This window comes from Phycisphaerae bacterium (assembly GCA_017999985.1).
Taxonomy (GTDB): domain Bacteria; phylum Planctomycetota; class Phycisphaerae; order UBA1845; family Fen-1342; genus JAGNKU01.
Window position 1 is genome coordinate 199,361 of record JAGNKU010000005.1, and the last position, 20,532, is coordinate 219,892.

12 protein-coding genes are annotated in these 20,532 nt (G+C 68.8%); 5 read left to right on the forward strand and 7 right to left on the reverse strand.

Features of this window, described 5'->3' with window-relative positions:
- Positions 1-180 precede the first annotated feature (180 nt).
- The 3 genes from gatB (at position 181) to KA383_08760 (ending at position 3,802) form a co-directional block, all read left to right on the forward strand.
- Entirely contained in the window at positions 181-1,695 is a 1,515-nt protein-coding gene (gatB, locus tag KA383_08750) for an Asp-tRNA(Asn)/Glu-tRNA(Gln) amidotransferase subunit GatB (GenBank protein MBP7746209.1), read from the forward strand.
- Between the two features lie 165 nt (positions 1,696-1,860).
- Entirely contained in the window at positions 1,861-2,589 is a 729-nt protein-coding gene (locus KA383_08755) for a hypothetical protein (protein ID MBP7746210.1), read from the forward strand.
- A gap of 94 nt (positions 2,590-2,683) precedes the next feature.
- On the forward strand, positions 2,684-3,802 hold the full coding sequence (locus KA383_08760) for an NAD-binding protein (protein ID MBP7746211.1): 1,119 nt from the start codon (positions 2,684-2,686) through the stop codon (positions 3,800-3,802).
- Between the two features lie 282 nt (positions 3,803-4,084).
- On the opposite strand, the gene KA383_08765 is transcribed toward KA383_08760, so the two are convergent.
- The 5 genes from KA383_08765 to KA383_08785 all read right to left on the reverse strand — a co-directional run bounded on the left by KA383_08765 (position 4,085) and on the right by KA383_08785 (position 11,007).
- Complete coding sequence (locus KA383_08765) at positions 4,085-6,484, reverse strand: DUF4340 domain-containing protein (protein MBP7746212.1); 2,400 nt, start codon at positions 6,482-6,484, stop codon at positions 4,085-4,087.
- A gap of 6 nt (positions 6,485-6,490) precedes the next feature.
- On the reverse strand, positions 6,491-8,722 hold the full coding sequence (locus KA383_08770; GenBank protein ID MBP7746213.1) for a Gldg family protein: 2,232 nt from the start codon (positions 8,720-8,722) through the stop codon (positions 6,491-6,493).
- Positions 8,713-9,435, reverse strand: coding sequence for an ABC transporter permease (locus KA383_08775; protein ID MBP7746214.1), 723 nt, complete (start codon positions 9,433-9,435; stop codon positions 8,713-8,715). Before KA383_08775 ends, KA383_08770 begins: the two co-directional genes overlap by 10 nt.
- 28 nt (positions 9,436-9,463) lie before the next feature.
- Complete coding sequence (locus KA383_08780; GenBank protein MBP7746215.1) at positions 9,464-10,402, reverse strand: ABC transporter ATP-binding protein; 939 nt, start codon at positions 10,400-10,402, stop codon at positions 9,464-9,466.
- Between the two features lie 350 nt (positions 10,403-10,752).
- Complete coding sequence (locus KA383_08785) at positions 10,753-11,007, reverse strand: hypothetical protein (GenBank protein MBP7746216.1); 255 nt, start codon at positions 11,005-11,007, stop codon at positions 10,753-10,755.
- Between the two features lie 418 nt (positions 11,008-11,425).
- Between KA383_08785 and KA383_08790 the strand changes: the two genes are divergently transcribed.
- Both KA383_08790 and KA383_08795 read left to right on the forward strand, forming a co-directional pair.
- Positions 11,426-13,966, forward strand: coding sequence for a M28 family peptidase (locus tag KA383_08790; protein MBP7746217.1), 2,541 nt, complete (start codon positions 11,426-11,428; stop codon positions 13,964-13,966).
- Positions 13,967-14,252: 286 nt separating this feature from the next.
- Positions 14,253-16,799 (forward strand): M28 family peptidase, encoded by a 2,547-nt coding sequence (locus KA383_08795; GenBank protein MBP7746218.1) that lies wholly within the window; start codon positions 14,253-14,255, stop codon positions 16,797-16,799.
- Between the two features lie 151 nt (positions 16,800-16,950).
- Here KA383_08795 and KA383_08800 read toward each other — a convergent pair whose 3' ends face one another.
- Positions 16,951-19,074, reverse strand: a complete 2,124-nt coding sequence (locus KA383_08800; protein MBP7746219.1) for a thioredoxin domain-containing protein — start codon at positions 19,072-19,074, stop codon at positions 16,951-16,953.
- Positions 19,075-19,245: 171 nt separating this feature from the next.
- Positions 19,246-20,508, reverse strand: coding sequence for a PQQ-binding-like beta-propeller repeat protein (locus tag KA383_08805; protein ID MBP7746220.1), 1,263 nt, complete (start codon positions 20,506-20,508; stop codon positions 19,246-19,248).
- Positions 20,509-20,532: the final 24 nt, after the last annotated feature.

A 20,532-nucleotide genomic window follows, 5' to 3' on the forward strand; every position in this document is an offset into this window, starting at 1 on the left:
GCGTCCACCATGTGTCCCCTCCGACTCAGAAGACCGGACGCGGCCCCCCGGGGAAACCAGCCTTATAGCGGTTTTCCCGTCCCGTCGCAACCCCGCCGCCCCGGGACAAGCCTCGCCCGCCACGCTACGATGGAGGGGGTCGCACCGGTGCGGCCCGGCCTGCGCGAGATTTGCGCCGTCATGCTCACCATCCACGGCATCGCGGTCGAGCCCATCATCGGGCTGGAAATCCACGTCCAACTCGCGACGCGGACCAAGATGTTCTGCCGGTGCCCGCTCGAATTCGGCGCCCCGCCCAATTCCCGCGTCTGCCCGGTCTGCCTGGGCCTGCCCGGCGCCCTGCCCGTCATCAACCGCCTGGCCGTCGAACTCGGCGTCCGCACCGCCCTGGCCCTCCATTGCACGGTGGCGGGCACCACGAAATGGGACCGAAAGAGCTACTACTACCCCGATCTGCCCAAGAACTACCAGATCTCCCAGTATGACCTCCCCATCGCCACCGGCGGCCGCTTCGAGTTCCCCTTCGACGGCCGCTTCTCCCGCGTACGCATCCACCGTGCCCACCTCGAAGAGGACGCCGGCAAGAACGTCCACGACTTCCCTGGCTTCACCGGCGTCGACCTCAACCGCGCCGGCACGCCACTGCTCGAGATCGTGACCGAGCCGGATCTGCACTCCGCCGACGAGGCCCGCGAATTCGCCATCCAGCTCCAGCGCCTCGTGCACTACCTCGGCGTGAGCACGGCCGACATGCAGAAGGGCCAGATGCGCTTCGAGCCCAACATCAACCTCCGCATCCTCCAGCATGGCCAGGAGCACATCACCCCCATCGTCGAGGTGAAGAACCTCAACTCGTTCCGCTCCCTCCACGGGGCAATCGCCTACGAGATCCAGCGCCAGGTCGAGCTCTGGCAGCAGACCGGCCAGACCGCCGCCAGCGGCAACAAGTCCAACCGCGGCTGGGACGACGTCCGCGAGATCACCGTGCCGCAACGGGAGAAGGAAGAGGCGCACGACTATCGCTACTTCCCCGACCCCGATCTGGTGCCGGTCACGCTCGACGCCGCCTGGGTCGCGGCGCTGCAGGAGCACATGCCCGAGCTCCCCGTCCCGCGCACCGCCCGCTTCGTTCACGCGTACCGCCTCTCCGAAAGGGACGCCCCCGCGCTGGTCGACGACCGCGCTACGGCTGACTTGCTCGATCACGCCGCGGAAGCCGGCGGCGACCGCGTCACGCTCGCGAAACACTTCCTCGGCTTCTGGTCCATGCACGCCCACGCCCGCAACACCACCATCGCCGGGCTGGGCATCTCCCCCGGCCGCCTTGCCGAACTGGCCAACCTCGTCGCCGACGGCCAGGTCAACGCCACGGCCGCCGCCCAGATCGCAGAGGCCATGCTCACGACCCACGACCGCCCGGCCCAGCTCGCCGAGCGCCTCGGCGTGTTGCAGAGTCGCGACACGGACCAGATTGCCCGCTGGGTGGCTGAGGCGTTTGCCGCCAATACGCAAGCCGTTCAGGACGCCATCGCCAACCCGCGTAAGCTCAAGGCCGCCCGCGGCTTCCTCACCGGCCAGGTCATGAAGCGCTCCGGCGGCCAGGCCGATCCTAAGATCGTTGGCGAGCTGATCGAGGCCGAATTAGCGAAGATCGCGACCCGGTCGACAGGAGCAGACAGCGCCCCGGGCAAGTAACTTCTGCATTCCGATCAAGCCCGTTCGTGTCCCTGCCGATGCGCTGTTCATGCGCTCCGCGCATGCAGGCTGTTTGCTGTCCCCAGCTGCGCGGTTAATCTAACGGCAATGACGCGGCCGGACGCGGCGTCCGCAACCGGCCATGCGGGGCGTGTGAGAGTGCTCATGGACGACGTGACGCTGTTCGGCCTGCTCGGCACCGCGGCCTTCCTCGGCTTCTTCCACACCGTCACCGGCCCGGACCACTACATCCCCTTCATCGCGATGTCCAAGGTCGGGCGCTGGTCGTTTCCGAAGACCATCGCGATCACGCTCGCCTGCGGCGTCGGCCACGTGCTTAGCTCGGTGCTGCTCGGCTTCCTCGGCATCGCCGCCAGCCTGGCTGTCGCGCGGCTCGAGTGGTTCGAAGGCGTCCGCGGCGATCTCGCTGCCTGGCTCCTGCTGGGCTTCGGCCTCGCGTATATGGTCTGGGGCATCCGGCGGGCGATCCGCAACCGGCCGCACACGCACGTACATGCGCACGCCGACGGCGCGATCCACGCGCACACGCACACGCATCACGAAGACCACGCGCATCCGCACGTGGCGGAGTCCGAACCCGCCCGCCGCGCGGGCCAGATGACGCCCTGGATCCTGTTCACGATCTTCGTCTTCGGCCCGTGCGAGCCGCTAATCCCCATCCTCATGTACCCCGCGCTGCAACTGAACATCTGGAGCGTCGCGCTCGTCGCCGGCGTCTTCGCGTTCTTCACGATCGGCACGATGACGACGATCGTCGCCGGCGCGTACTGGGGGCTGATCCGCCTCTCAACCTCGCGCCTGGAACGTTACTCGCACGCAATCGCCGGGGCTGCGCTGGCCGCGTGCGGCGGCGCGATGGTCGCCGGCCTGTAGCGTCGGTGTGGGGGCACCTCTGACCCCAGGGGACCGACCTCCGGTCGGACGTGCGCTTGAAACCGCCCATCCACCGCGCGACACTACGCAGCGCATGCACACCGCCCCGCAAGCGCATCTCAGGTTGCCCGTGCTGCGCGGCCACCCAGTCCGCACACGGCTGTGGCGCGAGTGGTGCTTCTTCCGTGTCGCCATCCGCAGCTTCCGGATCAACTTTCTGGTGCTGGCGCTCCTGCTGCTCGTCGGCGGTGGGCTGTTTCGCGTGCTCGAGCCCGAGAAGCAGCACACGCTCGGCCGCGCGATCTACTATACCTGGTCGCTGATTTTCGCCCAGCCGCCGGAGGATTTCCCCAGCGCGCTGATCCTCCAGGCCATGTTCTTCATCGTCCCGGTCATCGGCCTGCTCGTCATTCTCGAAGGTCTCGTCGATTTCGCCCTCGTGCTGCGCGACCGGGAGCGCCACGAACGAAGCTGGTGCAAAGTCATGGCTGCCTCACTCTCCGATCACATCATCCTCGTCGGCCTCGGCAAGCTCGGCTGTCGCATCTTCCGCCTGCTGCGCCAGCTCGGCCGCCCCGTGGTCGTCATCGAGCGCAACGCCGCCAACCAGTTCCTGGAAGAGATTCGCCGCGACGGGGCGCCGCTGTTCATCGGCGACGCGCGCCGCGAGGCGTTCCTCGAAGACGCCCACGCCGCCTGCGCCAGCAGCATCATCCTCGCCACCAACGACGACCTCGCGAACCTCGAGGTCGCGCTCGACGCCCGTCGGCTGAACCCGAACATCCGCGTCGTCATGCGCATGTTCGATCAGAACATGGCCGACAAGATCCGCGCCGGCTTCAACATCCAAACCGCGATGTCGCAGTCGGCGCTGTCCGCGCCGGCCTTCGTCACCGCGGCTCTCGAAGGCGCCATCGTCAGCAGCCTGCTGGTCAACGATGAGCTCGTGCTCACCCAGCGCTGGCAGGTCGGCGACGACAGCCCGCTCTGCGGCCAGACCGTGGGGGCCGTGATGTCCCGCTACGGCGTCGGCATCACGGAGCGCCGCCCGCGCGACGGCCAGCCGCGCATCCTGCCGCCGCCGGACACACAACTCGCGGCCGGCGACGAGCTGCTCGTGCAAGGCACGCTGGTGGCGCTGGAACGCCTGGACAGCCGGCATCTCGGCCTTGCCGCGGTCACCGCCCGCGAGCCGCAGCGCCCCGCGCCGTAACAAGGCCTGCAGGTAACAAGGTGGGCCCGCATGGCATCTGTGCGGCACCGGCCCATTGTGCGGCACCAGCAATCCTGCCCGTGGCCTGAGGTATCGGCGTCCCGCCGGTGATGTGGGGGAGAGCCAAGCTCTGCTTTGCTGCCGAGTGGTATCGGCATCCTGCCGGCGGTGCGGTATCGGCACCCGGCCGGCGGCGCCACAAACCATCGGCAGGATGCCGATGCCGCAGAGCGGAGCTTCGCGCTTCCCTCCGGGGGCGTCGGCTCCAGCTTCCGGGGCCGGTTACTGCGGCAACACCGGCCGGCCGGCCGGCCCGGGCATCCCTGGCTGGCCCGGCATTCCCGGCGGTGCCGGCGTCTCCGGCGTCTCGGGCTTGTCGCTCTTCACGTACTCATCCAGCCCGCGCAGCAGCTTCTCGCAGTCCGCCGGCCGCATGAGGAATATGCGCTGCTCGGCGACCAGGGCCGCCAAGCGCGGCAACTCGCCCGGCCGCGGCTGCGCCATCTTGATGACCGTCTCGCCGCCATCGGCCAGCCGGATGGTCACCGTCGCCGGCGCGTCGACGAGCCCCGCGGCGGCCAGATCGCCGTCGCGATACGCGGTGTACGTCTCCGCCCGCATCTGCGTCAGCTCTTTGGCGAAGTCCTGCACCTTCTTCTGGTTCAACTCGACGTACGGGTCGGGCGCGTACTTCCACACGTCGCCGACCTTGGCGAGCTCGAGCGTACCGCCGGTCGCGACGACCTTCACGCCGACGATATCCTCCGGCTTGAACGTGAAGAGCCGCGGGTCAATCAGCTCCGCCGTCAGCACGCGGTACACCGTCTCGTCCAGCTCGAAGACGAACGGGTCGTCATCCTTGCACGCGTACGCGACCTTGTCCTGCAGCGCGACGCGCAGCACGTGCTCCTCCAGCGCCTCGGCTGGCGCGGAGCTCGGCTGGCTGTCGGCCGGCGCCGCGGCCAGCGCGAACTGGATCGTGACCCCCGGTTCTTCCAGCCCGTACTTAGCCGCATCGCCACGGCTGACGACGCGCTTCGCCCGCAACCGCGACAGGTCATTGACCAGGTTCTGCACGTTGCCGGCGTCCAGCGGCGCATCCGCCGGCTCGGTCAGTTGCCACACCCCGGCGGCCCGCGTCAGCGCCGTGCGTCCCGGCCCGCGCGTAACCGCGACCGACTGCACCTGCTCCGGTGGGAACGAGAAGACCGCGCGGGAGCGCAGCGTCAGCGGCGTCACCGCCAGCCGCGCCGCGACCGCCTCGGTGATGACCATCACGCCCGGCTCGCCCTCGCGCTGCACGTACGCGTTGCGCCCGCTGGCGGACTCACTGCCGACCCGCACCGTGATCGGCGCCACCGCGCCGGCGACGCTCGCCGTCAGCACGGCGCGCGGCGTCGCCAGCCCGTACTGCCCGAGTTCCTGCGGGTCATCGACATAGTTGATGGCCGCCAGCTCGGCGAACGCCGTCAGCACGTCGTTGACCGCTTCGGGGTCCACGGTGGCGAGATCGCCGGTGCCCTGCCAGACGCCGTTCTCCTTCTTGAGCACGGTCGTCGTTTCGCCGGTGGTCAGCTCGAGCTGTGTGATGTCCGTCGCCTTGACACGTGTGATGCGCGGGTCGCGCAGCTCGCTGAGCTTCGGGACGAGGTTCGCGATGTTGGTCTGAGCGACGATCGCGACCCACGGGCCGGCATCGGTCTGCACGTAGCGACGCTCCGACTTCAGGTCCGCGGCGCCGCCGATCACGAGCCGCTGCGTCTGGGTGATGACCTCCGGCTCCGGTTGCGCGTCCCCGTCCGGCTGCGTGGCCGGGGCGGGCTTCGGGCGCTTCTGCTCGATCGTGACGGTCACGGTCATGAACGGCTCGTCGAAGCCGTAGACCGCCTGCGTGGCCGGCGACTCGTCCACGTAATCTGCTGCCTGCAGCGTGCTCAGCGGCGTGAGCAGCTTCTCGCGCAGCTTTGCGCTTTCAGCCTGCGCCCGCAGCGGCTGGTCAATGACCCACTGGTTGTCCGCGCCGCGCGAGAACTGGTACGTCTGGCCGGCGTGTTCAACCTGCACGTGCGTGGCCTCGTCCGGCTTGAAGCGGATGAGCTGCTGCAAGCGAAAGTCGCGCGGCTCCTTGTCGACCTGCGGGCGCAGGTCGCGCGCCGCCACGCGAATGTCCTGCTCGCCGCCGACCCGCACGTACGTGTCGCTGGACATCACGACTTTCTGGCCGACCTCCAGCGTGTAGGTCTTGCCGTCCTTGTCCGTCAACGTGACGGTGGCGGTCGGCGGCTCGAGCCCGGCGTCCTTCGCCGTCAGCGTGCTCGCGGCCCCCGGCCGCGCGATCGAGCGGGCCTGCAGATTCGCGACCGTGCGCACCAGGCCGAGGAGCTTGCTGCTGTCCGCCGGCACCGCGAGCGGCTCGGTCATCCGCCACTCGCCCGGACCCGGCCCGGCCGTGTCCGTCGCGACGCGTTCGAAGACCAGGCGCGGCTTGCCGGCCCGTTCCAGCGCGACGCGCACCAGTTGGTCATCCTGCGGCGGCGACGCGAAGACGGACTTCAACTCGTCGGTGGTCGGCGGCGGCGGCGCGCTGTCGCCGTCCCGCCGCTCCGCGCTCGGGAAGAACAGCCAGACCGCCACGACGATCACGAGCAGTGCCACGAGCAGTACGGTGGTCTTGAAACTCATGCCCCGTTACCTCCGCCGAATCAGCCACACCCCGAGCCCGACGAGCAGTGCCACGCCCGGCCAGACGCCGACCAGCAGCCACGGCAGGCGCGCGGCCCAGGCCTCGTCCAGGTCCTTCAGTCGCGGCAGCTCGCCGCTGCGCGGCCCCACCGCGATCCGGTCTGCATCACCCGCCAGCCAGTGCAGCGCGTTGATGAACAGGTCGCTGTTAGCCGGATACAGGGGCCCAACGATCAGCGCGTTGCCGCGCTGCTGCAAGCCCGACGCCTGCGCGAGCGCATCGCTGGCAAAATGCTCGCTGCTGAACACGACCACCCGCTGCACCGCGGGTTGCGAGGTCGGCGCGGACGACGGGGCCGCCGGCGCGCGGCTCGCCGCGACGGCAATGGGGAACGGCGTCGGCACGTCACCCGGGCCGGGCTGCACGCCCTGCTTGCGCTTCAACTGCTCCTCGATCGAATTCAGGTCCGCACATGCCCACACGTCCACCGTCTTGCGCACCTCGGCGAGCACGTCGAGCGTCAAGCCCGCCGGTCGACTGTCGGCCGGGGTCAAACGCAGGGGCGCCGCCAGCACGAACGCCGCCCGGTCTGCCTTCAGCGGCGCGGATATCTGGTGGTCACTGAGCCGTACCACGTCATCCGTGCTGAGCAACTGCGGCTGCCGCCCCGCGGGCACCCATTCGCCCTTCTTGTCCGGATGCTGGACAAACCGCAGCGTCAGACCGCCGTACAGCACGTCGATTCCCCAAGTCGACTTCAGGTAGTCCGCGTATTCGTAAGCCCCGACCGCGCCGGGCATCGGCGAGGGCGGCGGCATCCAGCCGGTCAGGAAGATCGCCAGGCCCGACGCCTCCACCGCGTCCAGCACGATCTTCCGGTCCGCGGGCGTCATCGTTCCTTCGGGCGACGGCCGCCGCGGATCCTGCTGGGGCGGCGGCTCGGGCGGCAGCACGACGTAGATGGTGCGGGCCGCGTTCTCCACAACTGGGGGGGTCTTCTGCGTGGCGACGTCCCATTCCTGCGTGACGAAATTCGCCTTTTCCAGCAGCGCGTTGCACTCCTGGTACGGCGCCCGCGGCATCTGCTGCATCATCATCGGATTCATCCGGCTGAAATCCGGGCGCAGCAGCGGCTCGCCACCGAACCGCGTGAACACCACCGCCGTCTTCTCGGTCTGCGTGAGCTGGAGAACCGCGGACGAGATCGCCGACTCGCCTGCGAAGACCCGGTCGTCGCCGTCGGGCCCGACGGGCGCGCCGGGGTCACTCGGCGCCGTCCACAGATCCCAGAACGGGATCACCCGCGCCTCGCGCGTGTTCTCGACCAGCACCGGGGGCCCCTGCCGCCAGCGGGTCAGGTTGTTGTACAGCTCCTCGACCTTCACGTCCTTCAGGTTCTCGGTCTGCTCCTGCAGCGTGCGCATCTCGGCGAGCAGCGGCTCGTAGCGCGTGTTCGCGTCCTGGAAGAACGTCCGCAAGTCCGGCGTGATGCCCGGGCTGGACAGGCCGTCGCCGGTCATCCAGGCCGCGGCGTCGCGCAGCAGCAGCTCAGCGTTCTTGACGTAGTCGCGCAGCGCCTTGACCGCCTGGCCGAAGCGCGGGATCTCGCCGTGCGTGAGGTCCTGGATCTTCTCCTGCGTATCCTGTGCGTCGCGGGCCGTCTGCTGGAGGTTCATGCGGATGATGGCCAGGTTGCGGTTGCGCGCAAGCTGCGCGTCGCCGCCCACCAGCGTGTCGAGCTGCTTGGCGTCGCTGTCAACGAGGGCCTTGATCTTCTCCGTCAGCTCGGCGGACTTGGTCAGGGCCTCCTGGTGCGGGCGGGCCTCGTCCTTGTAAGCCGGCAGCTCGAGCAGGTGCTGGAGCATGCGGTCGGTGGCCGCCTTCTCCAGCGACGGGTCGATCATCTGCGTGGTAACCCGCGCCCCGCCGGCCTGCTCGTAGAGGTCGAGCAGGTCACGCATGGCCCGGCGCCGCTTCTGGCCGATTTCGTCGCGCTTGTCGGGCTCGGCGAACACCGCCGTGATGCGGACGTCCTCCTTCAGCCCTTTCAGCAGGTTCACGGTGCGCGAGCTGAGGCTGTTGCGGCCGCTACCGGTGAGGTCGGCCTGCACGTTGAAGCGGCCCGCGATCCAGAGCAGCGCCACCACGACCACAATCGCCAACAGCGCCTGCACAAACACGTTGACGCCGAAGACGAGCCGGCGCCGGGGAGCATCCATGGTGCCGTTTACCGCCATCGCCGTGACTCCACCACTTTGACCGTCAGGAACAGGAACAGCGCCGCCACCGCCAGGAAGAACACGACCCCGCTGGTTTCGAGCTGGCCACGGGCGAACTGGCTGAAGCGCCCGATGATATTGATCTGCTGGACGAATTCGCGCTGCCAGCCTTCGACGCGGCGCACGAGGTTGTAGACCGACAGCACCAGCAGCATCAGCGGCATCGCACCGAGGATCCACGCCACGGCCTGGTCCCGTGTGAGGCTGCTGGCGAACATGCCGATCGCGGTGAACGTGATCCCCAGCAGCAGCAGCCCGATGTAGACCGCCGCCATCTCGCCCCAGTCGGGGTTGCCGAACGCCGCCATCAGCAGCGGGTAGATCAGCGTCCCCGCGAGCATGATCACGTAGAACACCAGCGCCGCGAGGTACTTGCCCAGGACCATCGCCGCGTCGGACACCGGCGCCGTCATCAGCGTCTCGAACGTCCCGCTGCGGTATTCCTCGCTCAGGCTCCGCATGCACATCGCCGGGACGATGATCGTCAGGATGAACGGCGTCCACATGAAGATGTCGCGGAGCGTCGCGGGCTTGCCGGGCCCGAACGCATCCGCGTTCCACACGGCGAGCGCCCCGGTCACCAGCCAGAAGCCCGCCATCACGATGTAGCCGATGGGGGAGCAGAACAGCGACAGTACGTCGCGCTGCATGATTGCCATCACGTTTCGCATCACAGAGCCCCTGCTCCTGACCTGGTTGTCACCGCGCGCCACCACGGGCCGCGATGATCGCCTTTACAAAGAAATCCTCGAGCGACGGCTGCTCCTGGCGCAGCTCGCGCACCGCCCAGCCGCGCGACGCCGCCAGCTCGGAAACGGCCTGCGATGCGTCGCGCTTCGCCGCGATGTCCAGCCGAGTCCACGGCCCGTCGGTCACCACACGGACGTTGAGCACGTCCGGGAGTTTCCGCACGCCCGCGGTGACGTCCGCCTCCGGCCCCTTGAGCTCGGCCAGCACGCGCCGCTCGCCGCCGACCTGGGACTTCAACTCCTCGACCGTCCCCGACGCGATGATGCGCCCCTCATGAATAATGAGGATGCGCTTGCAGATCGCCTCCACCTCGGACAGCGTGTGGCTCGAGAACAGGATGGGGTGATCCGCGGCCAGCTCGCGGAGAAGCGAACGCGTCTCGCGCACCTGCGTCGGATCGAGTCCAACGGTTGGCTCGTCGAGGATCAGCACCTTCGGGCTGTGCAGCAGCGCATCGGCCAGGCCCACGCGCTGCCGGAAGCCCTTCGACAATTGTCCGATCGGCCGGTGGTACGCCTCGCTGAGCCAGCAGCGCTCGACGACCCGACTGATCGCGGCCTGCCGCTGCCCGCCGTCGAGGCCGCGCAGCTTGCCGCGGAAGTCGAGGTACTCGCGCACCCGCATTTCCGGGTACAGCGGCACCGACTCCGGCAGGTAGCCGACCACGCTGCGCACCTGCATCGACTGCGACAGCACGTCGTAGCCGGCCACCCGGGCCGTACCCGACGTCGGCGGCATGTAGCCGGTCAGGATGCGGATCGTCGTGGTCTTCCCGGCCCCATTCGGTCCCAGGAAGCCCACGATCGTATCCTCGTCGACGGTGAACGAAATGCCGTTCACCGCACAACGCTGGCCGAAATACTTCGTCAGATTGCGAACTTCGATCACGCGCCTTCCTCCCGCGGTTTCCTGTCCCAGACCGCCAGGGGCCTCTGTGCCGGACGAAATCGTGCGAGGGCACCCGTCCCGAGGGGCCGGACGCCTCCGGCACCGCTCACCGACAACGCCGGCACGAGCCCGGTCTTCGGTGCGTACGAGTGGCGAAATTCTAGAGTGCCGTGGCAGGCTGTCAAGCGCAGGTCCGCGGCCGGCAGCGCGTGCCAAGTCGTTTTACCCACAAGACCTGCGCGCCGTGGCCGCACGCGCGCACCGGAAGCGCTCGGCCACTTTCTACCACTTTTACGCCAATGTACCTCGGCGGTTCGCGCCGCCGCCGGGCCACGGCGCAACCCGACCGCTTACCCCTTCCGTTTCGTCCGCGCCAGCAGCTTTGGGTGCGCCCGCCACGCCGGCATCGTCGCCATGTACGCCAGCGCCTGCTGCTCCGCGGCCGCCCGCGTCGGGGCCCGCTTCTGGACCACCATCCATTCCGCCAGCCGCTTCAACCGCTCCTCGAAGTCCTGCAACCGGCCTGACTCGTCCGTGCAGTGCCCGCAATACACGCCGGACGCAACCGGCATTCCGCAACTTTCGCACTTCCGCTGGGCAGGCATCGTCAGTCTCCAAGTCGAAATTCCCGCGCCGGCGATCCGCACGCGTCCGCGCGCCAGCGTCGAGCGCCTGGGTCCCGCGGTGCGCGCCACGGCAACCGCGTGCACGGCGATGGTTCCATTGTTGGATCGACGCGGAGCCCGTCAACCCCGATGCACTCAAGTTCCAGCGCGCCGTGCAGCGCGGCACACGCGCGCGACAACTTCCGACAACGTCCGACGCTTCGGCACAGTGGGGCTCTTGTCCGGGGCTTTATAGTTCTGATGGAGGCGAGACGTCGTTCTCGGGCTCGCGCTACAACGGGAGAGTTCATTCCTGGGATGTGGACAGGGCTCGTCCCTGTCGTTCGCAGCGGACAGCGCTGGCGGCAAAGTCGCCGCGGCGGGTGATGCAGGTCGCTTTCCGGCAGGAGGAAATGCAATGCGCGCAGCCCAGCACATCATGAGGGGAATGACCATCCTGATGTTCACAATCGGCGCGGCCAGTGCCACGGCCGCGGAGCCGCGCGGCACGCTGGAGGGGTTCCACGCCGTGGCCCAGGTCAGTCGCGACGAGTACGTCGCCGTGCACAACGACCTGCTCTACACGCACGACGGCGACGACCGCCTGTTTTTCGAGAACGAGCACAATCTCGCGCTGCTCAACATCTACGACCTGCTGGCGCGCTACGGGCTGAACCCCACGATTGAGCCGTTCACGTTCTACAACTATCCGGCCTGGAATGTCTACGGCGAGCTCATTGGCACGACGCGCCCGGACGAGATTTACATCATTGGGGCGCACTACGACACGTACGCGTCGGACAACCCGGAGGTCAACGGCAGCCCCGGGGCCGACGACAACGCCACCGGCGTCGCCGCGGTGCTCGAGATCGCGCGGCTCATTTCCCAGTGGCAGTCCGAAGCGACGATCCGTTTCATCGCCTTCGACCGCGAGGAATTCGGCCTGTTCGGCGCCGATGCACACGCGCGGGCCCATTCCACCGAGGACATCCGCGGCATGCTGTCCCTGGACATGCTGGCGTACCGCGAGACCCTGCACAACTACGTTGAGATCGCCGGCCGACCGACCTCCGGAGCTGTCAAGGCGGCCCTCACCGCCGCACTCGCGGACTATGCGGGCCTCGAGGCCATCGACATCGGCACGGCCGACCACAGCGACCACGCGCCGTTCGAGTGGCAGGGCTTTCAGGCGGCACTGCTGGGTGAGCCCAACCCCTACGCCAATCCGCACATCCATCGTTCGCACGATTCGCTCGATATCGGCGGCTACATCGACTACGACTACGCCCTGCTGATGACGCGGGCGGTGATGGGCTGGCTCGTCGAATCGGCCGGCATCACGCCCGGGCACCCGGCGGGCGACATGAACTGCGATGCCGCCGTCGACGGCGCCGACATCAACCCCTTCGTAACCGCCTTGACCAATCCCGCCGCCTACGCCGCCGCCTACCCGGACTGCCACCGCGCGAACGCGGACTTCAACGGAGACGGCCAGGTCGATTTCCAGGACATTACTCCGTTCACCGCGCTGTTCTTCGACCGCTGCGACGGACCACAGGCGGTCGCCAAACTCTGGGTGGCGGACGCCCCGAACGACTACCTCGGCACCTCGGTCGCGCTGGGGGCCGACCTCGCTGCCGTGGGCTCCAACGCCGACATGCTCGGCAACCTGTCGGGCTCGGTGGTGCTCTACACGCCGAACGCCGGCACCTGGGTGCAGACCGCGCAGCTTACATCGCCGGCCGGCGAATCCGAAGATTTCTTCGGCCGCGCCGTGGCCCTCGACGGCGCCACGCTGCTCGTCGGCGCATCCGGCGACAGTGAGGTCGCCCCGTACGCGGGCGCGGTGTATGTGTTCGAGCCCAGCGGCGCCGACTGGCTGCCGACCGGCAAGCTGACGGCGGACGACGGTGCCTTCGCCGACCTATTCGGGCAGGCCATCGCCATCCGTGGGGACGTGGCCGTCGTGGGGGCACCGGCGTGTGACGGGGCCGGACTTGACGTGGGCAGCGCGTACGTTTTCGAACGCGTCGCGGGGGTATGGACACAGACCGCGAAACTGACGCCGCCCGCCGGTGCCGATTACGACGCGTTTGGCTCGGCGGTGGCCGTGGACGGGAACACCGTCGTGGTCGGCGCAATCGGAGACAGCGGGATCGGCGCGGCCTACGTGTTCGAGCGCGATGGTACGGCGTGGGTTCAGACCGCCCGGCTGCTGAGCGAGGACGGCATCGGCGGCGACCAGTTCGGCCGGGCAGTTGGAATTGATGGCGACACGATCGTCATCGGCGCCTATCACACCAGCGCCGGCAGCGGCCGCACGATGGTTTACGTGTTCGAGCGCAGCGGCGGCGTCTGGCCGCAGTGGGGCGCGCGGCTGGGCACCTGGAGCCGCACGCCCGGGACATCCGTCGCCATCGAAGGGCAGACGATCGTGGTCGGACGCAGCGGCGGCGATCTGCCGGCCAACGCGGGCCAGGCCTGCGTCTTCCAGCCGATCGAGGGAGTCTGGACGCAGGTCGGAAGCTGCGCCGCCTGGGACGGCGTGAGCGCGGCTTGCTTCGGCAGCGCGGTAGCCGTGCACGGCGATACCGTGCTCGTCGGCGCGATGCTGCACTTCCAGGCCCCCACCGGGAACGGCGCCGCGTACGTGTTCAACCTCAACGGCGACGGCACGCCCCGGGTGCTGGAGTCGCCCGGCGACCTGACGGTCACTGCCGGTGAGGCGGCGACCTTCAGCGTCACCGCCGTCGGGCCGCAGTCACCGACCTACCGCTGGCGCAAGAATGGCCAGCGCCTCGTGGACGACGGCCGGATTTCGGGCGCGACCACCGGCACGCTGACCATCAACCCGGTCAATGCGGCCGACGTCGGCGTCTACGACGTGGTGCTCAGCTCGTACTGCGGCGCCGCCACCAGCACCGGCGCCACGCTGACCGTTATGCGCGGCGCGCCGTAGACACAGGCGCAGCACGGCCGCGCGCCGTCGCAGGCATCATCCCGCTGGTGCTGTCGGCCCTCGTGGCGGGTCCGGCCTCCCCGACTCGCCCGGGGCCGCAGCCCACTCGGCGCTGCCCGATAACAGGCCCTGGACGCCGCCCGCGCGGTCCGCAGGGCGCATTTGCGTAGTTTCCGCCACCCCACCCGGGTACCATGGAACGGAGGGTGCGCCGTGCGGCGCGCGCGCCGACGGCGGTGTCGGCTGGATCGGTGCACTGCCCAACACCTCGGGGAGAGGAGCAGCCATGCGTTCAGCAACTGCTGTAGCAAGCGGCGCCTTGATTCTCGCGGCACTCATGCCGGCTACCGCGTCGTCCGCCCGCGCCCAGGGCACGCCGTTGGGACGCTACGCCGCGAGCTGCGTGGACCAGGCCATCTTCGAGCACGTCCACGGCAACGTCCTGTACACGCATGATGGCGACGACAACGGGTACGGCCCGGAGCACGACCTGAGCCGCCTCGCCATCGAGGCGGAGCTCAGCTCCTACGGCTTCACGCCCGTGCTGGACCCGTTCGTCTACCAGGGGCAGACGTACTACAACGTCGTCGTCGAGCGGCTTGGCACCACGCGCCCCGAGGACATCTATGTCGTCGGCGCGCATTGGGACTCGGTCGACAACCCCGGGGCCGACGACAACGCCAGCGGCGTCGCCGCCCTGCTCGAGATCGCGCGGCTGATCGGGCAATGGGAATCCGCCGCGACGATTCGCCTGATCGCCTTCGACCGCGAGGAGCAGGGGCTCAGGGGCAGCGCCGCATACGTGCTCGATCACCTGGACGACAACTTCGCCGGCATGGTCGCGCTGGACATGCTGGCCTGGCGCGAGGGACCCCACAGCCTCGCCCGCATTTATGGCCGCGCGCTCTCGGACAGCGTCAAGTATCCGCTCGCCGCCGCGGTCGCCGACTACGCGCACATCCAGTGCAGCGTCCATGGCCTGCTCGACCGCAGCGACCACGCCCCGTTCGAGCAGCACGGCTTCCCCGCTGCCTGGCTCATGGAATACGACTTCTGGACCAATCCCTACTACCATTTGCCGAGCGACTCACTCGATACCCCCGGCTACATCGACTACGACTACGCGCTCGCCCTGACCCGCGGCGTGCTGGGCTGGCTGGTTGATGCCGCTGGCGTCGTGCCCAGCCATCCGACCGGCGACCTGAACTGCGACTACCGCTGCGACGCCGCCGACATCAACGCGTTCGTGCTCGCACTGAGCAGCGCCGCCGCGTACAGCGCCGCGTACCCGGACTGCGACCGCCTCAACGCCGACATTGACGGCGACGGCGAAGTGTCCTTCGGCGACATCAACGCGTTCGTCAGCCTGCTCATCAGCCCGTGTGCCGGCCCGCAGGTCGTCGGCAAGCTGCTGACCACGGAAGACGTCGTGGACGCCCGCTTCGGCGGCGCCCTCGCGCTGCGCGGCGATACACTCCTGGTCGGCGCGCGCGCCGACGCCGCGCCGGACGTCGGCGCCGGGGCGGCGTACGTCTTCACGCGCGCCGGCGCCGACTGGGCGGATGGCGTCCGGCTGGTCGCCGACGACGCCGCCGAATTCGACGCGTTCGGCACGGCCGTCGCGCTCGGCGCGGACACCGCCCTGATCGGCGCGCCGGGCGACGACGACGGCGGCGAGCTGGCCGGGGCGGCATACGTGTTCACGCACAGCAACGGCACCTGGTCGCAGAGCTGCAAACTCACGGCGGACGATGCGGCCGCGGAAGACGCGTTTGGCAGCAGTGTCGCGCTGGACGGCGACGTGGCCGTGATCGGCGCGCCCGGACGCGACGGCAGCGGCTATGACATGGGCGCGGTTTACGTCTTCGAGCACAGCGGCGACGCTTGGACGCAGCAAACGATGCTGCTCGCCTGGGACGGCCTGGACCTCGACAACTTCGGCTTCGCCGTGGCGATCGACGGTGACGTGGCGGTGGTCGGCGCGCCGTACCATGACGAGGAATACGCGGCCCGCGGCGCGGCGTACGTCTTCGAGCGGATCGACGGGGCCTGGACGCCGGCGGCGCGCCTCACTGCCGACGACGGGGCCGACTACGACCGCTTCGGCTGGAATGTCGCGCTCAGCGGCGACACCATCGTGGTCGGCGCGTTCCGCGACAGTGGCATCCCCACGGCGCTCAGTGCGGCTTATGTCTTTGACCGGCACGACGGTGTGTGGACCCAGACGACCAAGCTTGGCACGTGGACCTACACGTATGGCATCCCGCTGGCCATCGACGGCGACACGATCATCGTCGGGCGCGACTTCGGCAATCTCCCGCAGAACGCCGGCGCGGCGCGCCTCTTCCGGCGGATCGAAGGCGTCTGGCAGCGCCAGTCGGAGTTGACCGCCTGGGACGCCAGTGCCAGCGCGATGTTCGGTACGGCTGTCGTTATCGAAGCGGCGACCGTCGTCTGCGGTGCGACTTACGACTATGCGCCGGCCTCCGGGTTCGGCACCGTGTACGTGTTTGACCTGAACGGCGCGGGCACACCGTGGATTGCCGCCGCGCCCGTCGCGCCGGAGGTGATCCTGGGGCAGCCCGTCACCCTGACCGTGTCGGCCGTCGGACGCACGACGCTCAACTATCGCTGGCGCAAGGACGGCCACTGGCTGCACGATGACGAGCATGTGTCGGGAGCCATGACAGCCACGCTGACGATCGACGCGGTCACCGCCGCCGACGCGGGTGTGTATGACGTGGTCGTGAGCAGCCTGTGCGGCACGGTGACCAGCCCCGCCGCCACGCTGGTCGTGCCGCCGGCCGCGCCACCGGGCAGCATCAAGCGCTGACCGCCCCGGTCAACCGCAACTGGACGACTGGAGATTTGTTGACGCCCGGATTTTGGGGCCGTGGCGAGGTGTGCACTGCTCTTGAGCAGTGCTTCGTGCGGATACCGCTGCTCGAGAGCCGCAACACAGCGGCAGACCCGCTGGCGACAACTTACTCCCGCCGCGCGGCGAGTTGGGCCGCCAGGTCTTCCGGCGTGTTCACCGGCCGCTGACAGGTGAAGTCGCGGCAGACATACGCCGCGGGGCGGCCGGCGACCTGTTCGCGGTTCTCCAGCAGCGGCGATTTTACATGCGCATCCGGCCGCGCCGGGTTCTTCAGCATCAGCACGCGATTGGGCAGATAGGTCGCGTGCACCTGCCTGAGCAGGGCCTGCGTCTCGACCTGCCGCGGGTCACCGACAATCGCCAGCTCGACCGGGCCCGCCAGTGCGAAATCCACCGCCGCCAGAAAACGCTCCGCAGTCCAGGGCGAACCCTGCACGTCCCCCGCCAGCGCCTGCATGGTCTTCTGCGCCAGCGCGCGGTAGCGCTCGTCGCCGAGCATGACCGACAGCCGCAGCAGGTTCATGAGCTGCACCGAGTTGCCCGAGGGCACGGCGGCATCGCGCACGTCCTTGCTGCGGGCCAGCAGCGTCTCGTGGTCCGCCGCTGTGAAATAGAAGCCGCCGCGGTCGGCATCATGGTACTGCGCAATGACGACGCGATTCAGCTCGGCTGCGCGCTCCAGCCACTGGGGGTCGAACGTGGCTTCGTACAACTCGAGCAGCCCGTCGATCAGGCACGCGTAGTCGCTCAGGAAGGCCATGCCCAGCGTCCGCCCGGCGCGATAGGATCGCCGCAGTCGCCCGTCCACGTACTGTTTTTCCAGGATGAAGCGCGCCGCCTGCGCGGCGGCCTCGACGTATCGCGGCTCGCCGAGCACGCACCCGGCCCGGGCCAGGCTCGCGATCATCAGCCCGTTCCACTCGCACAGGATCTTGTCATCCAGCGCCGGGGGCACGCGCTGCGCCCGCACGGCCAGCAGTCTCTCCCGCCCGCGCGTGAGTCGCCGCTCGCATTCTTCCGGACTGATCCCGAACATCTTGGCACAGCAGGCATAGCTGCGCAGCTCGCGCAGCACGCTCTTCGGGGTGTGCGGATCGTGCGGATCCTGCCAGTTGCCGGCTTCGCGGATGTCGTAGTGCGCGCAGAACAGCTCTGCGTCCTCCGGGCCGATCGCCGCCGACACCTCGGCCCGCGTCCACACGTAGTACTTGCCTTCGACCCCCTCGCTGTCCGCGTCCCGCGCGCTGTAAAAGGCGCCCTCCGGCGCCCGCAGATCCGCCAGCACGTAGTCGCAGATCCCCCGCGCAATCCGCGCGTACCGTGGCTTTTGGGTGAGCTGATACGCGTCGAGGTAAATCCGGCTCACCAGCGCCTGGTCGTACAGCATCTTCTCAAAGTGCGGCACGTGCCACTCGACATCGGTGCTGTAGCGGTGAATCCCGCCGCCCAGCTGATCATAAATCCCGCCCGCCGCCATCTGGTCCAGCGTCAGCTCCGTCAAGCCCACCAGTTGCCGCCGCCGCGCCGTGCCCTCCGCCCGCCGCAGCGCCGACCGCAGCATCAGGTCCAGCGCCATGCTCGGCGGAAACTTGTTTGTCGCCCCGCTCACCAGGCCGCCGCTGACCGTGTCGAACGCGCCCGCCAGCATCTCCGCCGCCTGATCGACCGTGGCCAGCGTCAGCTCCGCATGCTCCGCCGGCGCCGCCTGCAACCCCGCCCGCACCACGTCCGTCAGCTTGTCCGCCTGCGCCGTGATGTCCCCGCGGTGCTGCTGCCACGCCTTGCCGATCGCCTGGCACAGCTCGCTGAAACCCGCCCGTCCGTCGCGCGTCGTGGGGGGAAAATACGTGCCGGCGAAAAACGGCTTCAAATCCGGCGTCAGCCACACGCTCATCGGCCAGCCGCCCTGCCCCTGGTTCAGCACCAGCGTGGCCTGCATATAGATCTCATCGAGGTCGGGCCGCTCCTCGCGGTCCACCTTGATGTTCACGAAGTGCGCGTTCATCACGGCCGCGATGTCGGGATTCTCGAAGCTCTCGTGCGCCATCACGTGGCACCAGTGGCAGGCGGAGTAGCCGACGCTCAGGAAGATCGGCTTATCCTCTGCGCGAGCCCGCGCGAGCGCGTCCGGGCCCCACTCGTACCAATCCACCGGATTGCGAGCATGCTGTTGCAGGTAGGGAGACGTGGCTTGGCTGAGTCGGTTCTCGGGCGCTGCGTGCGTCGTCATGCCGTGTTTCACCTGCTGCCCGGGCGCATCTGCCCAGCCTTGGCCACCCAGCGCCCACACAATCAGAACGGTCGCCACGCAAGAGACCCAGTTGCTCTGCATCAACGCCTCGTGACGTGGCCTAGCACCTCTTCCTCGCCACCCTGAATTGTTGGCGCGCCCGCGCCGAAATCAATCGCGCGCCCGGCGATTCTCCGATTCGGCCGCCCCACCCGCAAAACAGTACAGCACCCCGCTCTCCGTGCCGACCACCAGGCACCCCGCGCCCACCGCCGGCGACGCCGCAATCGCCCCGCCCGCCTCGAACCGCCAGACCTCCGCGCCCGTGCGCAAATCCAGCGCGTACAGGTTGCCGTCCGCCGAACCCACGTACACGCGCTCACCTGCAACCACCGGCGATGAATCAACCCGTCCGCGCGTCACGAACCGCCAGCGCTGCGCGCCATTCCGCGTGTCCAGCGCGTGCACCCGCTTGTCTTGGCCACCCACAATCACGAGGCCCCCGCTTACCGCCGCCGACGAAAGATACGGCAACTGCCGCTCCTCATCCTCGAACCGCCACAGCACCGCGCCCACCCGCCAGTCGATTCCCACCACCTCCTGCCCATACGTCGCTAAATACACATACGCACCGCTCACCGCCGCCGCCGCCCCGCTGACCGCGCCCAGCTGCACCCGCCGCACCGGCGTGCCGTCGGCGAGGTTCACGATGTGCAACTGCCCATCGCACGCCGCGACCAGCACCTGTTCGCCCACCACGGCCGGCGTCGCGTGCACGCGTTCCTGCACGTCGTAGCGCCAGACGCGCTCGCCGTCTGCAATCCGCAGGCAGTACAGCCCGCCATCGTATGACCCCACGACCAGACGCTCGCCCTGCGGAACCGCCGATGAAATGATCCGATCATCCGTCTTGAACGTCCAGCGCGCGGCGCCCGTCTGCGCGTCGCAAGCCTGCAGCACGCCGGCGTCATCCCCGCACACGACCAGACCGGCGACGACCGTTGGCGATGACTGGACCGCATCCGCGGCCGCGTACTGCCATCTCAGCCGCCCGGTGGCCAGCTCGAGCGCGTACAGCTTGCCATCATCATCGCCCACGTACACGACGCCGTTCGCGATCGCCGCCGTGGAAGTCGTGCCGGCCCCCAGCTCATGCTTCCAGCGCACGTGCAATTTCTCGGGGAGCGCCGTACCCGCAACGCCGGTGTTGGCCGAATTGCCGCGGAACATGGGCCAATCCGTTCCGGTCGCCGGCGCGCTGCTGGGTGCTGACGCCGGCGCGGACGCCGGTCGCGTGGTCGCTTCCTGTCCGCCGGACGCGCTGACGCAAACAATCGCGAGCAGGATCGCGATGCCAAGCCCGTGCTGTCGCCCGAATCGAAGATTCATCGTCGCCACGCTCATGTCGTCCTCATCGTCTTGGTCAGCAGCCACGCTGGCTGATTCTACCCCGCCGAT